We start from the raw sequence: 20,881 nt of genomic DNA, 5'->3' as shown, positions 1-20,881 counted from the left end.
GTGTATATTGTCTTATGCTGAAATACTGAATTCCTCTTAATCTAGCGACGGCGTACAGACTTAGCAGTCTTTGGCTTTGCCCGGCGTGAAGCCGTTGCAGCGGCAGGCAAAACCTTCATAGTTTGGGTCAATTGATTATAGGAAAGAGCCCATTTTTTGCCGGGTGCCAGCCCGAATCTACGTAGATTCACTGCAGTAAGGTGGAAGTCGGTTTCCAACTCGTTGTCCGGGATGATGACCTTCAGCTTTTTGCTAATGGAGCCATTCGCCAAGGTAATAATCTGATTCGGTAAGCTTGGGATACCGAGCCAGCTTAATAGGGTATAACCGATAATGATACTGCCATCCCGGTGCTTGCGCGGCTCCGTTTTAAGCAGCCCATAAGCCTGGCTTGTCGTGATTCTGCGTAAACGAAGCCGATTGACATCCGGATCGTAGTTCAGTGTAAACCGGCTGCCATTGCGCATGCGAAATTTTCTTGCAGTCAGAGGGTCGACTTCGATATAGTTAAACGAGCAGTCACTTCCTTGTTCATGGACGATTCTTACTCTGCCTTCGAGATCGGCTCGCTGGAGAGTGACCTCGTGTCCGTCGCGAATGAGGTGAAGATCGTTGGCCAGCCCGCCCTCGCAATTATAAATAATAACCATCGTGTTCTCAGCCAATTCTTTGGAGACCTGAATGTCTACGACGCCACTTGCCACGATTTGCTCACTCCTTGTCGATCATAGTTGTACGGATACGGTAATTTATACTTCTTTACCATATGCGCTTGCTCATATGTCCGTTTGGATGGTTGTACTGGGAATTATAAATAGGATAAAAAGGGGATTGCTATGGATCAGCAGTATGTATTAGATGAAGCAAGACGATTTGTCAGGAAACAGCTTGGAGAGGATTCCAGTGGTCATGATTGGTGGCATATTGATAGGGTAACACGGATGGCGATACTTCTTGCCAGCAAAGAAGGCGCAGATGGTTTCGTTTGTGAGTTAGCCGCTTTGCTTCATGATGTTGCCGATGAAAAGCTGAATCCTTCATTGGAGGCCGGAATGGCCAAGGTTAGCGATTGGCTGGTTGCAAAGGAAGTCGATTCTGCAGCAATAAATCAGGTTATGGATATTATTGGTAGTATCTCGTATAAAGGCGGGCACAATCCTCCCGTCGTATCAAAAGAAGCACAGGTGGTGCAGGATGCTGATCGTCTGGATGCGCTTGGAGCCATCGGGATTGCACGAACGTTCGCTTATTCAGGCTGGAAAGGGCAGCTCATTCACGATCCTGAGTTGTCACCACGTAAGGAAATGACAGCTGAGGCTTATCGCAGCGGCAAATCAACAGCGATCGCACATTTCGATGAGAAGCTGCTGAAATTGAAGGATTTGATGAATACCGACAGTGCCAAACAGATCGCTGAAGATAGGCATCGTGTGATGGAACAGTTTTTGGAGCAGTTTCATAAGGAATGGGATGGACAAACATCCCTACGCTTAGATAAATCCGCAAAGTAAAGAGGATAAGTGAGATGGAGATCAATAGATTTGTCGGTATTGATGGGTGCAGGTCAGGTTGGATGGCTGTTACGTTATCCATAGATGGTGATTGGAAGACGAGAGTGTATGCGGAGCTGAATGAACTTTGGAGGGAGCATGGTGAAGCAGAGCTGCTGTTGATCGATATGCCGATAGGTCTTCCTTCTACTAAGACTTCTGTCAGATCATGTGATAAGGAAGCGAGACAGCTGCTGAGACCTAAGCGGGCTGCTAGTATATTTCCAGCACCGATTCGTGAGCTGCTGGAGGTATCTTCTTATCCAGAGGCCAACGCGCTTAGCAAACAGCTGACATTCCGTGGGTTATCAAAGCAAACCTGGAATATCATTGCCAAAATTCGTGAGCTGGATCAACTGCTGCAGCTCAATCAGACAGCTCGCCAGAAGATTTGTGAGTCTCATCCAGAGCTATGCTTTTCGGCTATGTCCGGCTCGCCGATGCAGTATAATAAACAGACTGAAACTGGCTATGAAGAACGCATACAGCTGTTAGGGCAGCTGTATCCTCAAGCCAGAACAATTGTTGATCAAACGCTGGAAGCTTACCCACGAAAGGCTGTGGCAAGGGATGATGTCGTGGATGCACTGGTGCTAGCTGTTTCCGCACTGCTGAACAGAGGGGAAATGTTGGCAGTCCCCACGGTCATGGAAAGGGATGAAACGGGACTCCCTATGCAAATTGTGTATGGTTCTAAAAGCCTTATTGTATAGGGCTTTTTTTGCTTTTTAAGCAGCGGAATGACTTTGATACTGCAAGGATGTTGAAGGTGTGCAAGAATGTCTAAATGGCTATCTCATGAAGCTGGCAAAGGATACAAAAGAGTATGATTGTTGATCCCATGGTTGTATTTTATAGTGAACCTACAATAACTCATTTATAGATTAGGGAGGCAGCTCACTCATGTTTGATATGCAAAGGTTTAAACAACCAGCGGCAGCAGATCGTATTCATCCGTTTTGGTTTTGGAATGGTGAAATGGAAGATGAGCAAATTCAATTTCAAATCGATGAAATGGCGGATAAAGGTCTGGGTGGTGTTTTTATATGTGCCAGACAAGGTTTGAAAATTCCTTATTTATCAGAGGCGTGGTTTCTAAAGGTGCGTGTTGCGGTTGAAGCGGCAGAGAAACGTGGCTTGAACGTCTGGCTATATGATGAGTATCCGTATCCGAGTGGTATTGCTGGCGGAGAGGTTACGCTGGAGCATCCAGAGGCGAAGCATTACACGCTGACGCATACGACACAAAAAGCGCAAGGTGGTGAGCATCTATCGCTGGAGCTGCCTTGGGCACGTATAGTTTATGCCAAAGCAGTCCCTATATCTGCGGATGGTCGCAGGAATTGGAGTGAAGCGATACCTATCCGTGATTCTATAGGTAACTTCCAGGCCGATTCAATTTTTCAAAAAACCGGACTGACTGCCTATAATCAAAAGCGATTTTTCACCTACCGTACCATTCAAAAGCTGGATTGGACCGCACCTGAGGGAGCGTGGGAGGTATGGATCGCACAGGAAAAAGAAATCGAAGATTTCAAATATTATGGTACGTTTGTTGACCCTTGCAATCGGGAAGCCATGGCGACTTTTATTCGTCTGACGCATGACAAATACGCCAAGTATTTGGGTGAGTTTTTTGGCAAGACAATCAAGGGGATGTTCACTGATGAAATTGGCCTGCTGGGACGTATACCCTGGTCTCCGCAGCTGGCTGGATTTTTTCTCGAGCGCAATGGTTATGATTTGCTGGAGCACCTGCATGCGCTGCTGGATCCTGAGGCCGAGGGTACGGCTAAGATTCGCTACGATTATTATCAAGCAGTCCATTTGCTGTTGAGAGAATCTTATCATAAGCAGGTTCATGATTGGTGCGAGCAGCACGGTCTTGAATATGTTGCAGAGGTACCTTCGGTCAGACACACGACCCAATTGTTCAGCCATGTGCCTGCAGGGGATACAGCGCATGAGAAGCTAGGTCGATCGCTGGAGTGGATAGTTAAACATAAGGCCTTTGAATTCCGCAGCAGTGCGAAGATGGTCAGCTCTCTGGCACGTCAATTAGGACGGGAACGGAATCTGATCGAATGCTTCCATAGCGTAGGATGGTCGATGACGCTGCAGGATGCACGCTGGATGATTGACAGAATGGCTGCTCAGGGAACAAACTTCTTTAACTTTCATGCTTTTTTCTATACGGTTGACGGCTTGACCCAGCACGATGCGCCGCCTTCGCAGTTTTTGCAAAATCCATATTGGACGCATTTTCAAAAGCTGGGTGATTATACGGGACGTATCAGCTATGTCATGAGCAGTGGAGAAGCCGTCATATCGACTGCGGTTCTGGAGCCGATAACCTCACTATGGACGCGTATGGGCAATCCGTTTCATGGTTTCTCACATGGGGGAACCGATACAGCAGAAGAGCAGCAGCTGAGCAGCTTGAGGGAATGGTGGGTGCGTATCTTTCACCAGCTCAGTCTGGTTGGCAGAGACTTTGATCATCTGGACCCTGAGCTACTGGCAGATGCTGAAATCAGCGAGGGTACGATCAAGCTGGGGAAAGCGCGCTACTCCACATTGATTCTGCCACCGCTTACAAATCTGGAGAGCGGAGCCTGGAAAAGCATACAGAGCTTTTTGCAGCAAGGAGGCAAGGTGATCAGCATGGGGCAGCTGCCGTATGAAGCGATTGATTCAACACCATCCGAACTGTCTGAAATCACAGCTGCGTTCGGATTAGCCAGCGGCGCAAAGGGAAGCTTCTGGGAGCATGCTTCGATTACAAGTTCGGAAGTCGATGCAAGCGCAGATTCAGAGCATGATCTAGAAGATGGTCAGCCTCTTGAGTGGTATAAAGGTGAGCACAACGCTTACCACCTGCCCTTTACAGCATCGGCTAAGGAACAACAAGTGCTAGAGCCGTTTACTGAGCTGCTGGATAAGCTGGAACCGATGGCGGTTCGACTTCTGCCGGCTTGTGGTGAATGGGGCTTGATGCTGCAGACACGACTTGTTGCGGACGATAAGGCTCTTGTGTTTATCAGCAATCAAGAAGAAACCCAGCGCGAGGTTGAATTGCAGATCGAAGCCCATTTGTGGGGTGAGCAAGCGCAAGCTGCTGAAACCTATTCGCTTGAATTCCGCGAGCTCTCCTTGGATACCGGCGAGGCTCTTGTTCTAAAAGACAATTATGCCAATATAGGCACTTCATGGGGGCTGCACCTGTCGATAGCGCCGTTTGCATCAAGGCTAATAGAAGTTGTTCGTGTTTCTCGCAGCAATACTAGCCCGTCAGTGCAGCAATCCAATCTTGGAAATTCATGGAAATTGACATTGGATGCGTCAGACATATGGGATATGAGCGTACAGCAGGCGAATGCGTTACGTCTGGATACTTTCCGGCTAACGGTTGGCACTGCAGCATCTTCAACGGACAGCTTAGCTGCTGTTGGAGCTGACGTAGGTGTGAAAACATTCATAGACCAATGCGCTGACTTGGCTGAAATTTCGGCACTTCCCGTCATGATGCAGCAAACCTTTGGGACGCCGATGGAGCTCTCTCTGGCTTACCCGCTGCAAGCACATTATTCAGTTGAATTCGTAGTGAAGCAGCTGCCTGAGCAGGTAGACATGCTGATGGATGATAGTGCCATTACAGGCTCGGCTGTCATTCGAATCAATGGTCACATCGTGGATATGCAGCAATTCAACGCGGTCTTTGTTTATGACCATATGAATAGATCTCAAGAGATTACACGCTTTTTGCAAGAAGGGGTAAATCAGCTCACTGTGGATATGGAGATCGGACAGGATAGTGAAGGTATTGTGGATGCCTTGTATTTGACAGGTGCATTCGAAGTCCGGTTCGATGAGACTAACCGTGCGGTGTTGTCAAGTCCAACCGTGCAAAAGCTGCCTTTACAAGCAGGACCATATGAGGGTTATCCGTTTTATGCCGGCGTGTTCTCATTTACTCGATCCTTGAGTGTAACACCTTTATCGGATGCAGCAAGCTTTGAGCTGTCCTTCGATGGCTGGGACCGGCATTTTCATGATTGTGCCGAGGTGTTTGTGAATGGGACGTCGCTTGGTGTCTGCACCTGGTCACCTTATATCTGGGAAGGACCTGCCTCACTGCTGCGAGAGGCCGATAACCATGTGGAAGTTAAAGTAACGAATACGTTGATCGGTCTGCTGGAAGGGAAATACTTCGACTATGAGGAACATGCTGTTAAACTGATCACGCAAAGAAAGGGGTAAAGCTATGTCTGCTGCACGTCAACCACGAATTGCCCCCGGCGCGAACCCAGAGCCTGCAAGTGCGAGACGGATGACCCGTCTCCGGCGTCTGGGCCTCGATCTCCGCAGGGATAAGTACTTATATTTGCTGGCGCTTCCGGGGCTGCTGTTCTTTTTCTTATTTAAATATATACCGATGGGAGGCATTGTGATCTCCTTTCAAAATTATTCACCATTCGCTGGGATTATGGGCAGCGAGTGGGTTGGTTTGGAGCATTTCCAACGTTTTTTCTCCAATCCTGAATTCATGCTGCTGTTTCGCAATACGATGGCGATTAACATTATGAACCTGGTGTTGTTTTTCCCACTGCCGATTGTACTTTCCTTATTGCTGAATGAGCTGCGGAGTGTGCTCTATAAGCGGGTGGTACAATCTATCGTGTACATGCCGCACTTTTTGTCTTGGGTTATTATCGCTGGACTCACATTTCTGTTGTTTGCCAAGGGTGAGGGTTTGATCAACAAAATATTGGAGTCGCTCGGCGCTAGCCGAATCGATGTGTTGACCAATCCAGATACTTTCTGGCTCATGCTTACGCTTCAATCGATTTGGAAGGAGTGCGGCTGGGGGACTATCCTGTTCCTTGCAGCTATGGCCGGAATTGATCCGCAGGTATATGAGGCAGCCAAGATCGATGGAGCCAATCGACTGCACCAAATGTGGCATATCACGCTGCCCGGAATCCGTAATGTCGTTATTATTTTGCTTATACTGCGCTTGGGCCATATGATGGATGTCGGCTTTGAGCAGGTATTTCTGATGTATAACGGAGCAGTTTCCGAAGTGGCCGAGGTATTCGATACGTACGTTTATCGCGTCGGTATTCAGCAGGCGCAATTCAGCTACAGTACGGCGGCTGGCTTATTCAAATCGGTTGTTGGCCTTGCCATGGTCGTGATGGCCAACTGGATCGCCAAAAGAATGGGAGAAGAAGGCGTTTACTAGCTTACGATTTTAGTTTTTTTAAGGAGGCTTTCCATGAGATCTGGCTTAGGTGACCGCATGTTTAATATTGTAAATATAGCATTTCTCGCTCTGGTTACGATTGTGACATTTTTCCCGCTTTACTATGTATTCATCGTATCGTTCACCGATCCGGTGGAATATTTGAAGAAGAGCTTTATTTTATTCCCGCAGAAATGGTCGTTGGACTCTTATAAATACTTGCTTTCGACAAAGGCTTTTCCGAATTCACTGGGGATCAGCGCCTATCTGGCAGTAGTTGGTACAGCTTTAAGTCTAATTGTAACAGCGGCTTTGTCTTACACGCTTTCCCGTAAAAGATTGCGCGGTAGAAAGCTCATTCTTTTGCTGATTTTATTGACAATTTTGTTCAGTCCAGGCATTATCCCTAATTACATGGTTGTTCGTCAATTTGGGCTTATCAATAGCTTATGGTCGCTGATTATACCGGCGCTGGCGAGCGGCTGGAACGTGATCCTGATGAAAGGTTTTTTCGATAGTGTGCCCGTCGAGCTGGAAGAGTCGGCGCAAATTGATGGCTGCAATGATCTGTCGATATGGTTTAAAATTATTTTGCCTTTATCGCTTCCCTCTCTGGCAGCTTTCGGCCTCTTTTACGCGGTTGGATACTGGAACCAATTTTTCAATGCGCTGATTTATTTGACGGATGCGTCCAAGTGGCCGATTCAGGTTATGCTGCAAAATATGCTGCTTAATGCCAATAATACCGATCTGCAGGCTGATATAACGGCGGTTGCGCCTCCGGCAGAAACCTTGAAAATGGCGGCAGTTATTGTGGCAACGGTGCCGATACTGCTCGTGTATCCATTCCTGCAGAAGCATTTTGCAAAGGGTGCCATGGTCGGATCTGTGAAGGGTTGATCGATTGAATAACAGAACCGAGAGGCATGCAGGCAGGATAGCAGCGGCTTGTTGTCGAAAATAGCTGGATAGTCTGTCAAACCTGCATAGACTCCCACAAAAGGTTGGAAGGTGAGCGATATTGGATCGAATTTGGAAGCCGTGGTTTGGGATTGCTACAAAATATAAATATAACAGCCGATTTTTTCGTAAAAGCTTGGTGATGATGCTGCTGGTCGCGAGCATTCCCGGATTGATCATCGGTGTCAGTATTTATTGGCTGGCATCGAACAATATGGAGGGTGAGCTGCAGCGGCTGCATCAAAATCAGATTAAGCAGCGTGCGGAAAATATTGACGACCAGCTGGCTTATTTGGAGCTGACCTTCTCGCATTGGGCATTTGATTCCAAATTCGATGAAAAACTGAAAACGATAAATATTTCATATAACTTCGAGCAGGTTCAGGATTTGTTCCGAACGCTGCTTGTAATGGAAGGCGCACACCCGCTGTTGGAGCGGGTTGAGCTGTTTCTTGATAAACCGCGGCCGTTGATCTTCAACAAGCAGCAGTATACGTATATTACCGAGCCTGCAAGCCTTCTACCATATGAGTCACTGCTTAAGAAGGAACGATCTGTATACTGGACGAATGCGTATCCTGCGGCACCTACCAAGGAGTCTGTACCCAATTCCTTGTCCCTGGTGAATAAAATTCCCGGAGGCAGCACCGAGACGTTTGGTGCTATCGTAGCTACGATTAATCAGGAAAATCTCATTAAAATGTTGAAGACGCTGACCCCATACAATGAAGGAGAGACGATTCTTCTGACGGGAGACGGCAGCTGGAAGCTGTCGAGCAATGGCATCGGCAAGTTTTCGGATATCGATACAGCCTTGCAGCAGGAATATTTGATGCATAGCTCCAAATCGGAGTCCTTCCTGTTTGAGCATAACAAAACGACATATTCGGTCTCTTACGGACAATTCTCAAGACTGGGAACAACCTGGGTTTACATTTCAGCGGCACCGTTAACATCCATTACAGCTCCTGTTGTGCTTGTATCCAAGTGGATATTATTTATCAGCTTGTCTGGACTGCTGCTTGCTCTGCTGTTGTCATGGTTCGTTTCCCATCGGATGTATTCCCCTGTCGAGCGGCTGGTTCGGCTCTTGTCTGGTGACAAAGGAACAGAGCTTAATGATGAATTTGATTTGTTTGAGAAGCAATGGAATCACCTGTCCAAAGAGAGTGAGACGATGCGCTCCAAGCTCACTGAGCAGCTGCCGCTGCTGCGAGAGGGATTTTTCTTGCAATTGGTGCAGGGTTATTTTTACTCGCTTCAGGAAAACGATCTGCGGGAGCGAATGAAGCATCATGGCTGGAAAACGGAGAACCGTCAGTTTATCGCATTAATGTTTCAGTTAACGGGATTTTCTAACCTGCAGGGCCGTTTTTCCTCAGGGGACGAGGATTTGGTCACTTTTACGGCAGCTAATATTATTGAGGAACTGACGGGAACGCAGTATGAGCAAGTGGAGGTTATCAATTTCCACAATTTTTCCGTAGGTTTGCTGCTTTCATTTCCGCTTGAACATCCCCCACGCTGGCTCGAGGACGATATCAGCTCTTTTTGCCAAGAGGCGACACAAACGATCAATCGGATTCTGAAAATGCAGGTGACGGTGTCAATCAGCAAATCGACGTATCAGGTGAAGCAAATTCCGCATTTGTTTGAGGAGGCGAGACAGGCGTTGGTATACCGCGATCTGCTTGACGACAATCAAATCATCAAGACGGAGCTGCTGTCCAAATCAAGCACACTGATGGAAAGCACTTTTCCTTTTACATTGGAAAAAGAAATCGTGCATGCAATCCGAAATGGCTTGGAAAATGAGGCTGTTGAGCTGATTGAACAATTCATGAAGGAATTATCGGCAAGTGGCTCGACAGAGCTGGCCGTTCAGCAGGGTATGCTGCAGCTGCTCGGGAGTATACGGTATGCGGTTCTGCAATCCGGTATGAATCCTGTACATTTGTTCGGGGGCATTAACCTGTTCGACCAGCTGGCACAGCTCAAGGAACCGGAGGAAATGCTCAAATGGTTCCAATACAAGCTGGTAGCCGTATTTGTACAAGAGCTGATCAGCCGGCAGGATTTTCATCTCAAGCAAATGGTAGAGAAAGTGATTCTCCATTTACGCGAGAATTACATGACGATGCTGTCGTTGGATTCGTGCGCAGAGCTGTTTGGCACCAGTCCCTATACGTTAAGTAGGGCCTTCAAGCATATTTCAGGCGTTAATTTCATTGATTATTTGACCGATATCCGCATCGATAATGCCAAGGGCCTGCTTCGTGAGACCGAAATCAAGATCAATGAAGTAGCTGAACGAGTCGGCTATCAGCATACATACTTCAATCGTATATTCAAGAAATATGAGGGGATTACACCTAGTCAGTTCCGTGAACTTAATCGTTCTTGATTTGGCTAAAAGCTTGAACCAGCGGCCTGTGCAATAGCTGCAACAAAGTCCAACCCGTGTAAACCCCTATTTACAAAAGAGTATGATTGTTGGCAAACCCTCAATCGATTAACGTCAATGTTGAGCCATCGAATATAGAACTAAAGGGAGGATCAACAATGAAGAATGCAAGACGAAACACTAAAACAGCAGCAGCTTCTATAGCTGCAATCCTGGCACTTTCGGCCGTAATGGCAGGCTGCTCCGGAGCAACCAAGGAGAGCGCTGCGACACCAGGGAAAACAGATGGAAAGATGGAAGCCAAGACTGAAGCGAAAGTGGAAGCGCCGCTTGAGGTCAGCATCATGACGATTTTGCTCACGCCTACACCAGCTGCAGATGATAATCCAATTAAAAAAGCGATTGAGAAAGCAACGAATTCCAAGATGAAGATTCAATGGGTATCTGGCAACAATTATGCCGACAAGCTGAATGTAACGCTCGCTTCCGGTGATATCCCAGAGCTGATTCTGATTAATGATCCGTTTACCTCCGTATTTCGTAATGCCGTAACACAAGGCGCGTTCTGGGATGTGGCTCCATATATTAAGGATTATCCGAATCTAAGCAGCAAAGTCTCCAAAACTGCCTGGGACTTGACCAAGATGCAGGATGGTAAAAACTACGGTATTCCGCGTCCGCGTCCGTCCGAAGCGGATAATTTCTTCATCATACGTAAGGATTGGCTGGACAATCTGGGATTGAAGGTTCCGACAACAACCGATGAGCTTTATGATGTTATGAAAGCGTTCGCGGAAAAGGATCCCGACAAGAATGGCAAAAATGATACCGTACCTTTTGCCTCAAACGTCAATCCGACAGATATGGGATCATTAGGGCAGATTGAAAACAGCTTCACGGGTGTAAACGGAAGATGGAAACTGGTCGACGGCAAATTTGTGCATACAAGCTTCCTTCCTGAAACGCGTAAATCTTTGGAGTATTTGACAAAGGCTTATAAGGAAAAGCTGATTCCTGAGGATTTTGCAGCTTTGAAGCTGACGCAAACCGGTGATTTGTTTAAAGCGGGAAAAGCGGGTATTATTTCTGATAAAGCAGGAACAATGGTTGATTATTATGATAAGCTGAAGGTCGTTCAGCCTGACTTCAAACAAGAAAACTTTTATCCGATCACGAACATTAACGGCTATAATCCAAAGGGTCCAGGCTTCTCCGGCATGATGTCGATTCCGAAGTCCGTTCCTGAAGCCAAAATGAAGCGTATTCTTAAATTGATGGATACCTGGATGAGTGACGACGTATTCGCTATTCAGCAGTATGGCTTTGAAGGTACGCATCACACCGTTAAAGATGGCGTCAAGGTGATTAACACCGAGAAGCTTGCAGCAGACAACGGGGCTGATTTTAACCAGATTGCTTATGTGGCTGACCCTTATGCAAGCTCGACGAAAGTATTCTTTCCTAAAGAAGTTAATGCTTTGTATACCAAAATTCAGGATGAACGTGCCAAGACCAGCGTAGCGGATATTAGCACAGGGCTATTCTCCCCGACCGTACAGAAGGCGCTTCCTGAATATGATAAAAAAGTTCAGGATTTGAAAACAAAGGTCATTTTGGGCAGAGAACCGATCACCGCTTGGGATGAGTTCGTAACCAAAATGAAAGCAGACCCTGATATGATCAAAATGAGTCAGGAAATGACCGAAGCGTATCAAAAGCGCAGCGGCGGCAAATAATAAGGAAAAGCTTGCAGATTCTCCTGCAGCATCCCAGAGCCTTCAGTTCCACTTATCCAGTGGTTCTGAAGGTTCTTTGTATTTATGAGAAATCGGCAAACTCTTAGCTGTCGGTTCTCATATTTTTTGATTTTAAAAGACATTTAAAAGAAGGTTATTGGCTAGTTAGCACGCAATATTGTAACATAGAGGGAAATTGGACACAGCTGCAGAGGGGAGTCGTGATTAGTGAGACCATTTACGTATGCAATCAAGCCATCCTACTATGCTAATTTAAAAATAAAACATAAGGTATTTTCCATCATTTCGCTCGTCGTAGGTATTTGCTTTCTGGGTACTTACTTGTCTCTGCAATATGTGTATTCGATATATGATGAGCAGTTATATTCCAAATCATCACAGCTTCTGAATTTATCTTCCAGCGGCATCGAAAATGAGCTTAAGAAGCTGGATCGTATCTCCTATAATATTGCGACAGATTTGAAGGTCCAGGAGCTGCTGGTTTCACTGAATGAATACACACCTGAGTTTGAAAAATACAAAATCCGTTCCTATATCACCGATCGACTTATCCAATATGCAGGGAATGAAAAATATATTTATTCGATTGAGATAATGGATGTGCTGAGTGGTGAAGCTGTAGCCGGTCAGTCTTCCCGATCCTCATCCGCCAAAAAACAAAGGATCCTTAATGAATCGACTGCTAGTGAGGGGGGGACCCGCTGGATTGTACCTGATGCAGAGGATTCCTATTTAATAGCGGCTCGGGAAATACGATCTTACAATGGCACGAATTTTGACCTCAATCATCTTGGAACTTTAACGGTTAGAATTTATTTTGATAAGATTGTCGAAAATGTGTTAGCAGGTTCCGAATTGAAAAACGGTGATTTACAAGTTACCTCCAACAACCATGTGATATACCCGATTAGTAGCGGATCTGAAGAACAGACTCCCCTTTCTGTCGAAACGGACATCAATCGTCAAGTGTATGAGATCAAGCCATACAAAGGTCAACAGTATTTTATTTCTCAGGTTCGTTCGGAATATTTGGGCTGGACCTATCTCAGCCTGACACCGTTCGATAAAATCTTTACGAAAATTAATTTAATGAAGAACATTTTGTTCGTTAGCTTTGTCGTTATTTTACTTCTGATCATGGCTGTGACGATCAAATTTGCCCGAACATTGACCAAGCCGATTGAAGAATTGATTGGTCGGATGAGACAAGTACAGAAGGGTGACTTCAGTCTCACAGGTATGGAAAACACGGATTGGACCTCGATGCAAATGGATGAGGTGGGTCAATTAAAGCGGACATTCCGTATGATGATTCAACAAATTAACGAGTTGATTACGGAAAATTACTCCAAGCAGCTCATAATCAAGGAAACTCAGTTTAAAGCCCTACAGGCACAGATTAACCCGCATTTTTTATATAACACACTTGAATCTATCAATTGGTTAGCCAAATCCAATGGGCAGCCCCAAATTTCAAAAATGGTTGAGTCGCTCGGATTTTTACTTAGAAGCTCAATCAGTCTGAAGGAAACCTTGATTACGGTAGGTGAGGAGCTTGATATCGTGATGAATTATATTACGATTCAAAGATTCCGATTCGAAGAAAGGCTCGTATTTGAACTGGATGTCGCTGAAGACACCAGATCTCTGCTGCTTCCCAAGATGACCTTACAGCCGTTGGTTGAGAACTCGATCCACTATGGTCTGGAATCCATGCTAGAGCCTTGCCATATTCGAATATGGACGAAACGAGAGCTTGGGTCGCTGATCATAGTGGTTGAAGATAATGGTCCGGGTATGGAATCAAGCCTGTTGGAACAGGTCCGCAGAGGTGAAGCACCTACTCGGGGCAGTGGGATTGGATTGAGAAATATAGAGGAACGAATCATTTTGGCTTTTGGCGAAGGCTATGGTGTGTCAGTAGAAAGTGAAATTGTGGGGGGAACCCAGATTTCAATTAAGATACCAGATGAAACGAGGGAGATGCATGTATAAAGTATTATTGGTTGATGATGAACGGATTATTTTGGATGGCATATCGAATGTGGTGAATTGGGATTCAGCGGGAACGGTACTTGCTGGGACGGCCAGAAATGGCATCGAAGCTTACGAATTTGTCAAGCAGAACCCTCCTGATATTATTATAAGTGATATTAAAATGCCAGGAATGGACGGTCTGCAGCTGGCAGCAAAAATGTTCGAGGAATATCCCCAGATTAAGCTGATCCTGCTATCAGGCTTCAGCGAATTTGAATATGCACGCTTGGCCATGCGATACAAGGTCAAGCATTATCTGTTGAAGCCCTGTAATGAAAATAAAATTTTGGAAGCTTTGGTCGAGGTTGTAGATGAGCTGAATCATGAGTTGCAAAAGGAACAGTTCGTGCACAATATGAGGTACGGTCTGGAGAGGGTGCTTCCGCATGTTAAGGAGCAATTTCTCAAGGAATTCGTCACAAACAAAACCTACGGCAACAGGGACTGGGAATACTATCGCAAGCTGTTCGATCTGGATCTCCAAAACCGCAAGGTAAGGCTGATCCTGTTTCAGTTAGAAGGGCTTTTTGAATTTGAGCATATGTTTGCCGTGAAGAACATTGCCGAGGAGCTGCTGCAAAAGACGGTTCTAAGCTCTACGGTCGGCGGGCAGGTGCTTATTGTCGTTGAAGATGCTGAGTCCGTCAGTGAGCTGTACGACTGCATTCACAAAATTCGTGAGACTTTTTTACGATATTATAAAATTGATTTGACCATCGCACTTAGTGAAGCGGATGAAATTATCCGGGCACGGACCCTGTACAAGCAGACACTGGAATGCTTGAATTATCGATTTTATTTGGGGGAAGGCAGCTTGATCACGAAGCGGGACATTGTAGGTGTGGAGCAGCCTGAGCCCCGAGAGTTTGCTTATGACGAGGATAATCTGATGCTGCAAATTAAAGCAGGACTTTGGGAAGAAGCCAATAAGGAGATAGATCTGTTTTTTCAAAAACTCGCAGGTCTTCGCTCCAATATTTCGACATCTAAATCTTATGTAATTCAATTGTTTATGGCCATCATTCGTCTTGGAGATGCGGATGCCATCATCAATTATCGAGATCATCTAGTCAAGCTAATGGACTTGGAAACCTTGCAATCGATCCAGAGCTTCTTCAAGGAAGTGGCCAGCGAGATTACGCTCAGCCATTACGAGCATACCAAGAATAAGCATTGTGCCATTATCGATAAAGTGCTGGACATTATTAATGAACACTTGGGCAATACGGATCTTTCGCTAAATTGGGTAGCTCATCAAATGCTGTATATGAACTCCGATTACTTAGGCAAACTGTTCAAGAAAAGAACGGGGGAAAAGTTTTCTAATTACGTAATGAAGGTGCGAATTGCCAAAGCAACTGAATTGCTCGAACAGAAGTCCGATATCAAAATATTTGAGCTGGCCGAAATGCTCGGTTTTGGGGATAATCCTCAATATTTTAGTCAGGTTTTTAAGAAATATGCAGGTTGTACACCTTCCGAATATATCAAGGCTACTTGATTGATCTCTGTTTTTTTAACATGTAGAACGGTTTATTAGGTTCATTTTAGAGCGAAAAAGCGTAATAATAGACCTTGTAATAAAGTAGAAACAAGGGGAGACTATAATGAAAAAAATATTCCTGCTTCTGGTTTCCGCATCTTTACTACTGACAGTAGCTTGTGGGGGTAATACCACGATAACAACAATCGCCACGGACACAGTCAAAAAGCCGGAGACGGCAGCAGCAGGATCAGCCAAGGAACCGATCAAACTTCGGATTGCTTGGTGGGGCGGTCAGTCCAGACATGATTATACATTTAAAGTTATTGAGTTGTATCAGAAGCAAAATCCAAACGTCAAGATTGAAGCAGAATATGCGGCATTTGACGATTATTGGAAAAGACTCGCTCCACAAGCAGCAGCAAACGATTTGCCAGATATTATTTCGATGGATCTTTCTTATCTGAGTCAATTTGCCGAAAAAAAACAGTTAGAGGAATTAACTCTCTACACGCAAAACCATACCATTGATGTAGGCTCGGTCGCGGCTAATACACTGAACAGCGGAAGGTACGACGGCAAGCTGTACCAAATTACAGTTGGTGTTAACGCGCTGGGTGCTACTCTTGATCCCGAGATCGTGAGTAGAGCGGGAGTAACGATGCCATCTAAGGAATGGACCTGGGATGATCTGGAGGTTCTCGGCAAACAATTGAAAGCAAGCGGCAGGCTATTGGGTGACTACATGCGATACGATGTATTCTTCCCTTACTACTTGCGTTCAATCGATCAAAAATTGTTTGATCCGAATGGTGCATCACTGGGATATGCCGATGATAAAGCATTTATTGATTACTACAAACGATATCAAAAAATGTACGACGCTGGTTATTTCCTGAGCTTGGAAAAGCTCGCTTTGAAGAAGTTCACCCCCGAGGATGATGAAATGGTACTAGGCAACGCGTTGTCATCCTTCGCCTGGTCCAATCAGTATGTGGCTTGGTCAGCGGCTGCCAAACGTCCAACAGAGCTGCTTCCGCCACCTGGACCCAACAGCAAAAAAGGCTTGTTCTTAAAAGCAAGTATGGGATTATCGATCACGAAAAACTCGAAACAAAAAGAGGAATCGGCCAAATTCATTAACTTCTTTATTAATGACATCGAAGCTAACAAACTGATTAAAGGCGAGCGAGGTGTTCCGATTTCGTCAAAGGTCAAGGAAGCCTTAAAGCCGCTGCTTAATCCTGAAGAAATTAAAGTATTTGATTATGTAGCGTGGGCAGAAGCTAACAGCAGTCCCGCGGATGCACCTAATCCGATTGGCTCGATTGAAGTGGGAAAGCTGTTAAAAGACATCAGTGAGCAAATTCTGTATAAGAGAATTTCAATAGAAGATGCAGCAGTCAAGTTTCGCCATGAAGCCAACGCGATTCTCGATAAAAATAAAAAGTAATGAATGGAGTACGAAACAGGTCAGTTCTTGCAGAACTAGGATCTGATTTTTTTTGAAACGAGAAGGTGCCGTCATTTCCGAAATGTCTGATTGGGATGAAATGTCTGTTTTTTAAACAAGGATGACGGTTTTTTAAATTCTTATTTCGTTAAAAAAGAGTGATAATAGTTCTTGTAGAACTCGAAATAAAGGGAGGATACAGATATGAAGAAAGCGCTAACATTAATCTTATCTGCAGCATTGCTAGTAACAGCCTCGGGGTGTGGAGCGACCTCTACACCATCAGCCGGAGCCGATACAACGAAAAAACCGGATGCAGCCGCACCTGCACCAGCAGCAACAGCAAGCAAAGATCCCGTGAAATTGCGTTTCTCTTGGTGGGGCGGTCAAGCAAGACATGACTATACACTGAAAATTATCGAATTGTATCAGCAAAAAAATCCGAACGTCAAGATCGAAGCCGAGTATGCCGCATTTGACGACTATTGGAAAAAGCTTGCTCCGCAAGCAGCCGCTAATGATTTGCCTGACATTATCCAAATGGATGACGCTTATATTAGCCAATTCGGTGGTCGCGGACAGCTTGAGGATTTGCGTCCTTATATGGATAAAGGAGCAATTGATAAAACCAATATCTCTACAGCTTACCAGAAGATCGGTGAGTTTGACGGTAAGCAATATCAATTAACATTGGGTGTTAATGCATTGGGTCCGGTAGTTGACGCAGATTTGTTGAAAAAAATCGGTGCTCCCATTCCTGCAAGAGATTGGACTTGGGATGACATGGAAGGATTGGCTAAAAAGCTTAAAGATAACGGCAAATTATTCAGTGACCGTGTAGATTATAAAACATTCTTCCCTTACTACCTACGCAGTGTGGATCAAAGAATTTATACAGCTGATGGTACGGCGCTTGGATATACCGATGACAAACCGTTTATCGATTTCTTCAAACGTTATCAAAAATGGTATGATGCCGGTTATGTGCTGACGCTGGACAAGATGGCACAAAAGAAATTGACACCAGAAGATGACGAAATGGTATTGGGTAATGCGGGCGCTTCATTCGCTTGGTCAAACCAATATATTGCATGGACTGCAGCGGCTAAACGGCCAACTGAAATTATCGCACCTCCAGGCAACACAGGCAAAAAAGCACTATTCCTGAAATCAAGCCAAGGCTTATCCGTTACTAAAAATTCCAAAAATAAAGAAGAAGCCATCAAATTTGTTAACTTCTTCATCAATGATCTTGAAGTTCACAAAATCATGAAGGGTGAGCGTGGCGTTCCGATTAACTCCAAAATTCAGGAAGCTCTGAAACCACTCTTAAAACCGGAAGAAACCAAAGTATTTGAATATGTAGCTTGGGCCGCAGAGAACAGCAGTCCTAACGATCCTCCATACCCAGTAGGTTCCGTTGAAGTATTGAAGGTTCTACAGGATGTGGGCGAGCAAATTCTCTACAAGAAAATTTCCGTTGAAGATGGGGCTGCGAAGTTCCGTAAAGAAGCGAATGCCATCCTTATTAAAAACAAAAAATAATGATTTAATTAGATCAGGACATGAGCAGCTAACAAAAGCTCATGTCCTGATCTTTTTTGGTTGATAAAGAAGCTGTCTGGTGTACAAATGAGCGCTTTTATCATAGTTTATGCCCAATGCTCAGGTACAAAAGGTTTCCGAGCAAATGGGCTATTTAAGCACCCTGCATTTCACCAAGCTATTTAAAGAACATACGGGCTGTTTTCCTTCCGATTACAGAAAACAAATCTCCTGGTCAGCATGGGCTCGTGGCTTATATTACTTTTGGAAACATATGGACACTCTGCGTCTTTTACGATAAGATTCACACATAATGAAGTATAACAAATAATTCCAGGGTGGTGTGCTTTTGTCAGCGTCGATTACTTACCCCAAAGCATTGGTTAAAGGTGATTTAATAGCAATTACGGCTCCCTCCAGCGGGGTTAGCGAGCATTTACATGATTTACTCAAACAAGCTAAATGTGCGGTAGAAGAGTTTGGGTACTCGGTTGTGGAGGGAAATACGATCTGGACTCAGTATAAATGCGTCAGTGCTTCGAAGGAGTTAAGAGCGCTAGAGCTGCAAAATTTTTTGCTGAACAAACATGTTAGCGCTGTCATTCCTCCCTGGGGCGGCGAATTTTTGATGGAGATCCTTCCATTGATGGATTGGGAGCTGCTGAAGGCGACGCCACCTAAATGGATTCTCGGTTATTCGGATATCAGTACTTTTTTGTTTGCGTATACATTATTAACAGGCTGTGCGACCGCACACGGAACGAACTACATCGATCTTCGCTCTGCTGGACCTGGTGTGATTAGCTCGCGCTGGGTTGAAGTGCTGGGTACAGGGCCAAATGAAACTGTAGAGCAGTTATCTTCAGATTTATACCAATCTTCTTGGGATTTCCCGAAAGCCGGCTTTAAATTGGATACGCCGACAGCATGGAAAATACTCGGTAATGAAGATGATCCGGCTTACGAACAACTGATGGCAGGGAGATTAATAGGCGGTTGTCTGGATACGATATCGATCCTGATTGGAACACCCTATGCGCCATTGCAAGCTTTTTCAGAGCAATATTGCCATGAAACCGGAATGGTCTGGTACCTGGAAAGCTGTGAGATGAAAGCGGCTGATTTATATCGGCATTTGTGGCAAATGAAGCAGTGCGGTTGGTTCGAAAATACGAATGGAGTGCTTATTGGGAGACCCGCAGGTTATTCTCCTACACAAAACTTTGGATTGCAGGACGCGCTGCATCAAGTATTTGACGATAGGCATATTCCTGTCATTTATGAGGTGGATATAGGTCATGTCCCTCCTCAGCTGACGTTGGTAAATGGTGCCTTCGCCAATGTGTCCAGCATAGCAGGCAGGGGAAGCATAACCATGTCTTATATATGATATCTACTATTTTGAGGCAGCGGTAAAGTGTTGAGAGTCTGTATTTTGAACAAAATGAACGGTTTTTTAAATTCCTAACCCTCTCAAAATCTTTATAATAGAATATATAGGAAAGCAAAAACATACTGCATACTACTTGTATAGGGGTTGAAGATCATGACAAAGCTGTGGGAAAAGGACAATGTCGTCGGATACGTGTTTGCAGCTCCGTTTATACTCGGATTTCTCATTTTCACATTATTTCCAATTGTTTCATCCTTGTATTATTCATTTACCGAATACAATTTGATGGAGTCTCCACGTTGGATTGGGCTCGGAAATTATGAAAAGATGTGGGAAGACGATAAAATATGGAAGTCTCTGGAGGTTACCTTCACTTATGTATTTGCCAGTGTGCCTCTGCGCCTGGGCTTTGCGCTATTCGTAGCTATGCTGCTTAATAAAGCAATCAGTGGAATAGGTGTTTACCGTTCTGCTTACTACTTGCCTTCCTTGATAGGCGGAAGTGTTGCGGTTTCGATTATGTGGATTCAGATTTTTGGCGATAAAGGACTTTTAAATTCGATGCTTGGTGTCATTGGTATTCAAACAGATACCTCTTGGATCGGAAGCCCAGGTACTGCATTGTGGACTTTGATAGCGCTCTCAGTTTGGCAATTCGGTTCATCGATGCTAATCTTCTTGGCCGGTTTGAAAAATATTCCGATTTCCTACTACGAAGCGGCAGGTGTAGATGGAGCAAATGGGTTTCACCGCTTTTTCAAAATCACATTGCCATTGCTCAGCCCGATTGTACTGTTTAACCTGATCATGCAAACGATTGGCGCCTTTATGACCTTTACCCCTGCTTATATTATTTCAAGAGGCGAGGGCGGTCCGCTCGATAATACACTTTTATTTTCGCTTTATTTGTACCGCAGAGCTTTTGTATTCTTTGAAATGGGATATGCATCTGCAATGGCATGGGTAATGCTGATCATGATCGGCTTACTGGCGCTGGCTATCTTCAAATCATCTGTATATTGGGTTCACTACGAGTCGAAGGGGGATAAATAAT

The 20,881-nt window shown here is 45.0% G+C and carries 14 protein-coding genes; 13 read left to right on the top strand and 1 reads right to left on the bottom strand.

Annotated features, from left to right (window positions below):
* Positions 1-41: 41 nt before the first annotated feature.
* Complete coding sequence (locus tag BM210_RS00165) at positions 42-704, bottom strand: hypothetical protein (RefSeq protein ID WP_091163419.1); 663 nt, start codon at positions 702-704, stop codon at positions 42-44.
* Positions 705-836: 132 nt separating this feature from the next.
* On the opposite strand from BM210_RS00165, the gene BM210_RS00160 reads away from it, so the two are divergent.
* The 13 genes from BM210_RS00160 (at position 837) to BM210_RS00100 (ending at position 20,880) form a co-directional block, all read left to right on the top strand.
* Complete coding sequence (locus tag BM210_RS00160; RefSeq protein ID WP_091163417.1) at positions 837-1,511, top strand: HD domain-containing protein; 675 nt, start codon at positions 837-839, stop codon at positions 1,509-1,511.
* A 14-nt stretch (positions 1,512-1,525) separates the two neighbouring features.
* The gene (locus BM210_RS00155; RefSeq protein WP_091163416.1) at positions 1,526-2,263 is read left to right on the top strand and encodes a DUF429 domain-containing protein; all 738 of its coding nucleotides are present in this window, start codon (positions 1,526-1,528) and stop codon (positions 2,261-2,263) included.
* Between the two features lie 190 nt (positions 2,264-2,453).
* Positions 2,454-5,810, top strand: a complete 3,357-nt coding sequence (locus BM210_RS00150; RefSeq protein ID WP_091163414.1) for a glycosyl hydrolase — start codon at positions 2,454-2,456, stop codon at positions 5,808-5,810.
* 70 nt (positions 5,811-5,880) lie between these two features.
* Complete coding sequence (locus BM210_RS00145) at positions 5,881-6,795, top strand: ABC transporter permease (RefSeq protein ID WP_256223228.1); 915 nt, start codon at positions 5,881-5,883, stop codon at positions 6,793-6,795.
* Between the two features lie 33 nt (positions 6,796-6,828).
* Positions 6,829-7,695, top strand: coding sequence for a carbohydrate ABC transporter permease (locus BM210_RS00140; protein WP_091163411.1), 867 nt, complete (start codon positions 6,829-6,831; stop codon positions 7,693-7,695).
* A 121-nt stretch (positions 7,696-7,816) separates the two neighbouring features.
* Positions 7,817-10,159 (top strand): AraC family transcriptional regulator, encoded by a 2,343-nt coding sequence (locus BM210_RS00135; RefSeq protein ID WP_091163409.1) that lies wholly within the window; start codon positions 7,817-7,819, stop codon positions 10,157-10,159.
* A 158-nt stretch (positions 10,160-10,317) separates the two neighbouring features.
* The gene (locus BM210_RS00130) at positions 10,318-11,895 is read left to right on the top strand and encodes an extracellular solute-binding protein (protein WP_091163408.1); all 1,578 of its coding nucleotides are present in this window, start codon (positions 10,318-10,320) and stop codon (positions 11,893-11,895) included.
* 228 nt (positions 11,896-12,123) lie between these two features.
* Positions 12,124-13,911, top strand: a complete 1,788-nt coding sequence (locus BM210_RS00125; protein ID WP_177237562.1) for a sensor histidine kinase — start codon at positions 12,124-12,126, stop codon at positions 13,909-13,911.
* On the top strand, positions 13,904-15,454 hold the full coding sequence (locus BM210_RS00120) for a response regulator transcription factor (protein WP_091163406.1): 1,551 nt from the start codon (positions 13,904-13,906) through the stop codon (positions 15,452-15,454). Before BM210_RS00125 ends, BM210_RS00120 begins: the two co-directional genes overlap by 8 nt.
* Positions 15,455-15,560: 106 nt before the next feature.
* On the top strand, positions 15,561-16,889 hold the full coding sequence (locus BM210_RS00115) for an ABC transporter substrate-binding protein (RefSeq protein WP_091163404.1): 1,329 nt from the start codon (positions 15,561-15,563) through the stop codon (positions 16,887-16,889).
* A 204-nt stretch (positions 16,890-17,093) separates the two neighbouring features.
* Positions 17,094-18,434 (top strand): ABC transporter substrate-binding protein, encoded by a 1,341-nt coding sequence (locus tag BM210_RS00110; protein WP_091163403.1) that lies wholly within the window; start codon positions 17,094-17,096, stop codon positions 18,432-18,434.
* Positions 18,435-18,783: 349 nt separating this feature from the next.
* Positions 18,784-19,824, top strand: coding sequence for a S66 family peptidase (locus BM210_RS00105; protein ID WP_091163401.1), 1,041 nt, complete (start codon positions 18,784-18,786; stop codon positions 19,822-19,824).
* A 156-nt stretch (positions 19,825-19,980) separates the two neighbouring features.
* The gene (locus BM210_RS00100) at positions 19,981-20,880 is read left to right on the top strand and encodes a carbohydrate ABC transporter permease (protein WP_091163399.1); all 900 of its coding nucleotides are present in this window, start codon (positions 19,981-19,983) and stop codon (positions 20,878-20,880) included.
* Position 20,881 lies beyond the last annotated feature (1 nt).

Source organism: Paenibacillus sp. 1_12 (assembly GCF_900114475.1).
Taxonomy (GTDB): Bacteria; Bacillota; Bacilli; order Paenibacillales; family NBRC-103111; genus Paenibacillus_S.
The sequence above is the reverse complement of the archived record's forward strand: the minus strand, read 5'-3'. Positions and strand labels throughout refer to the sequence as shown.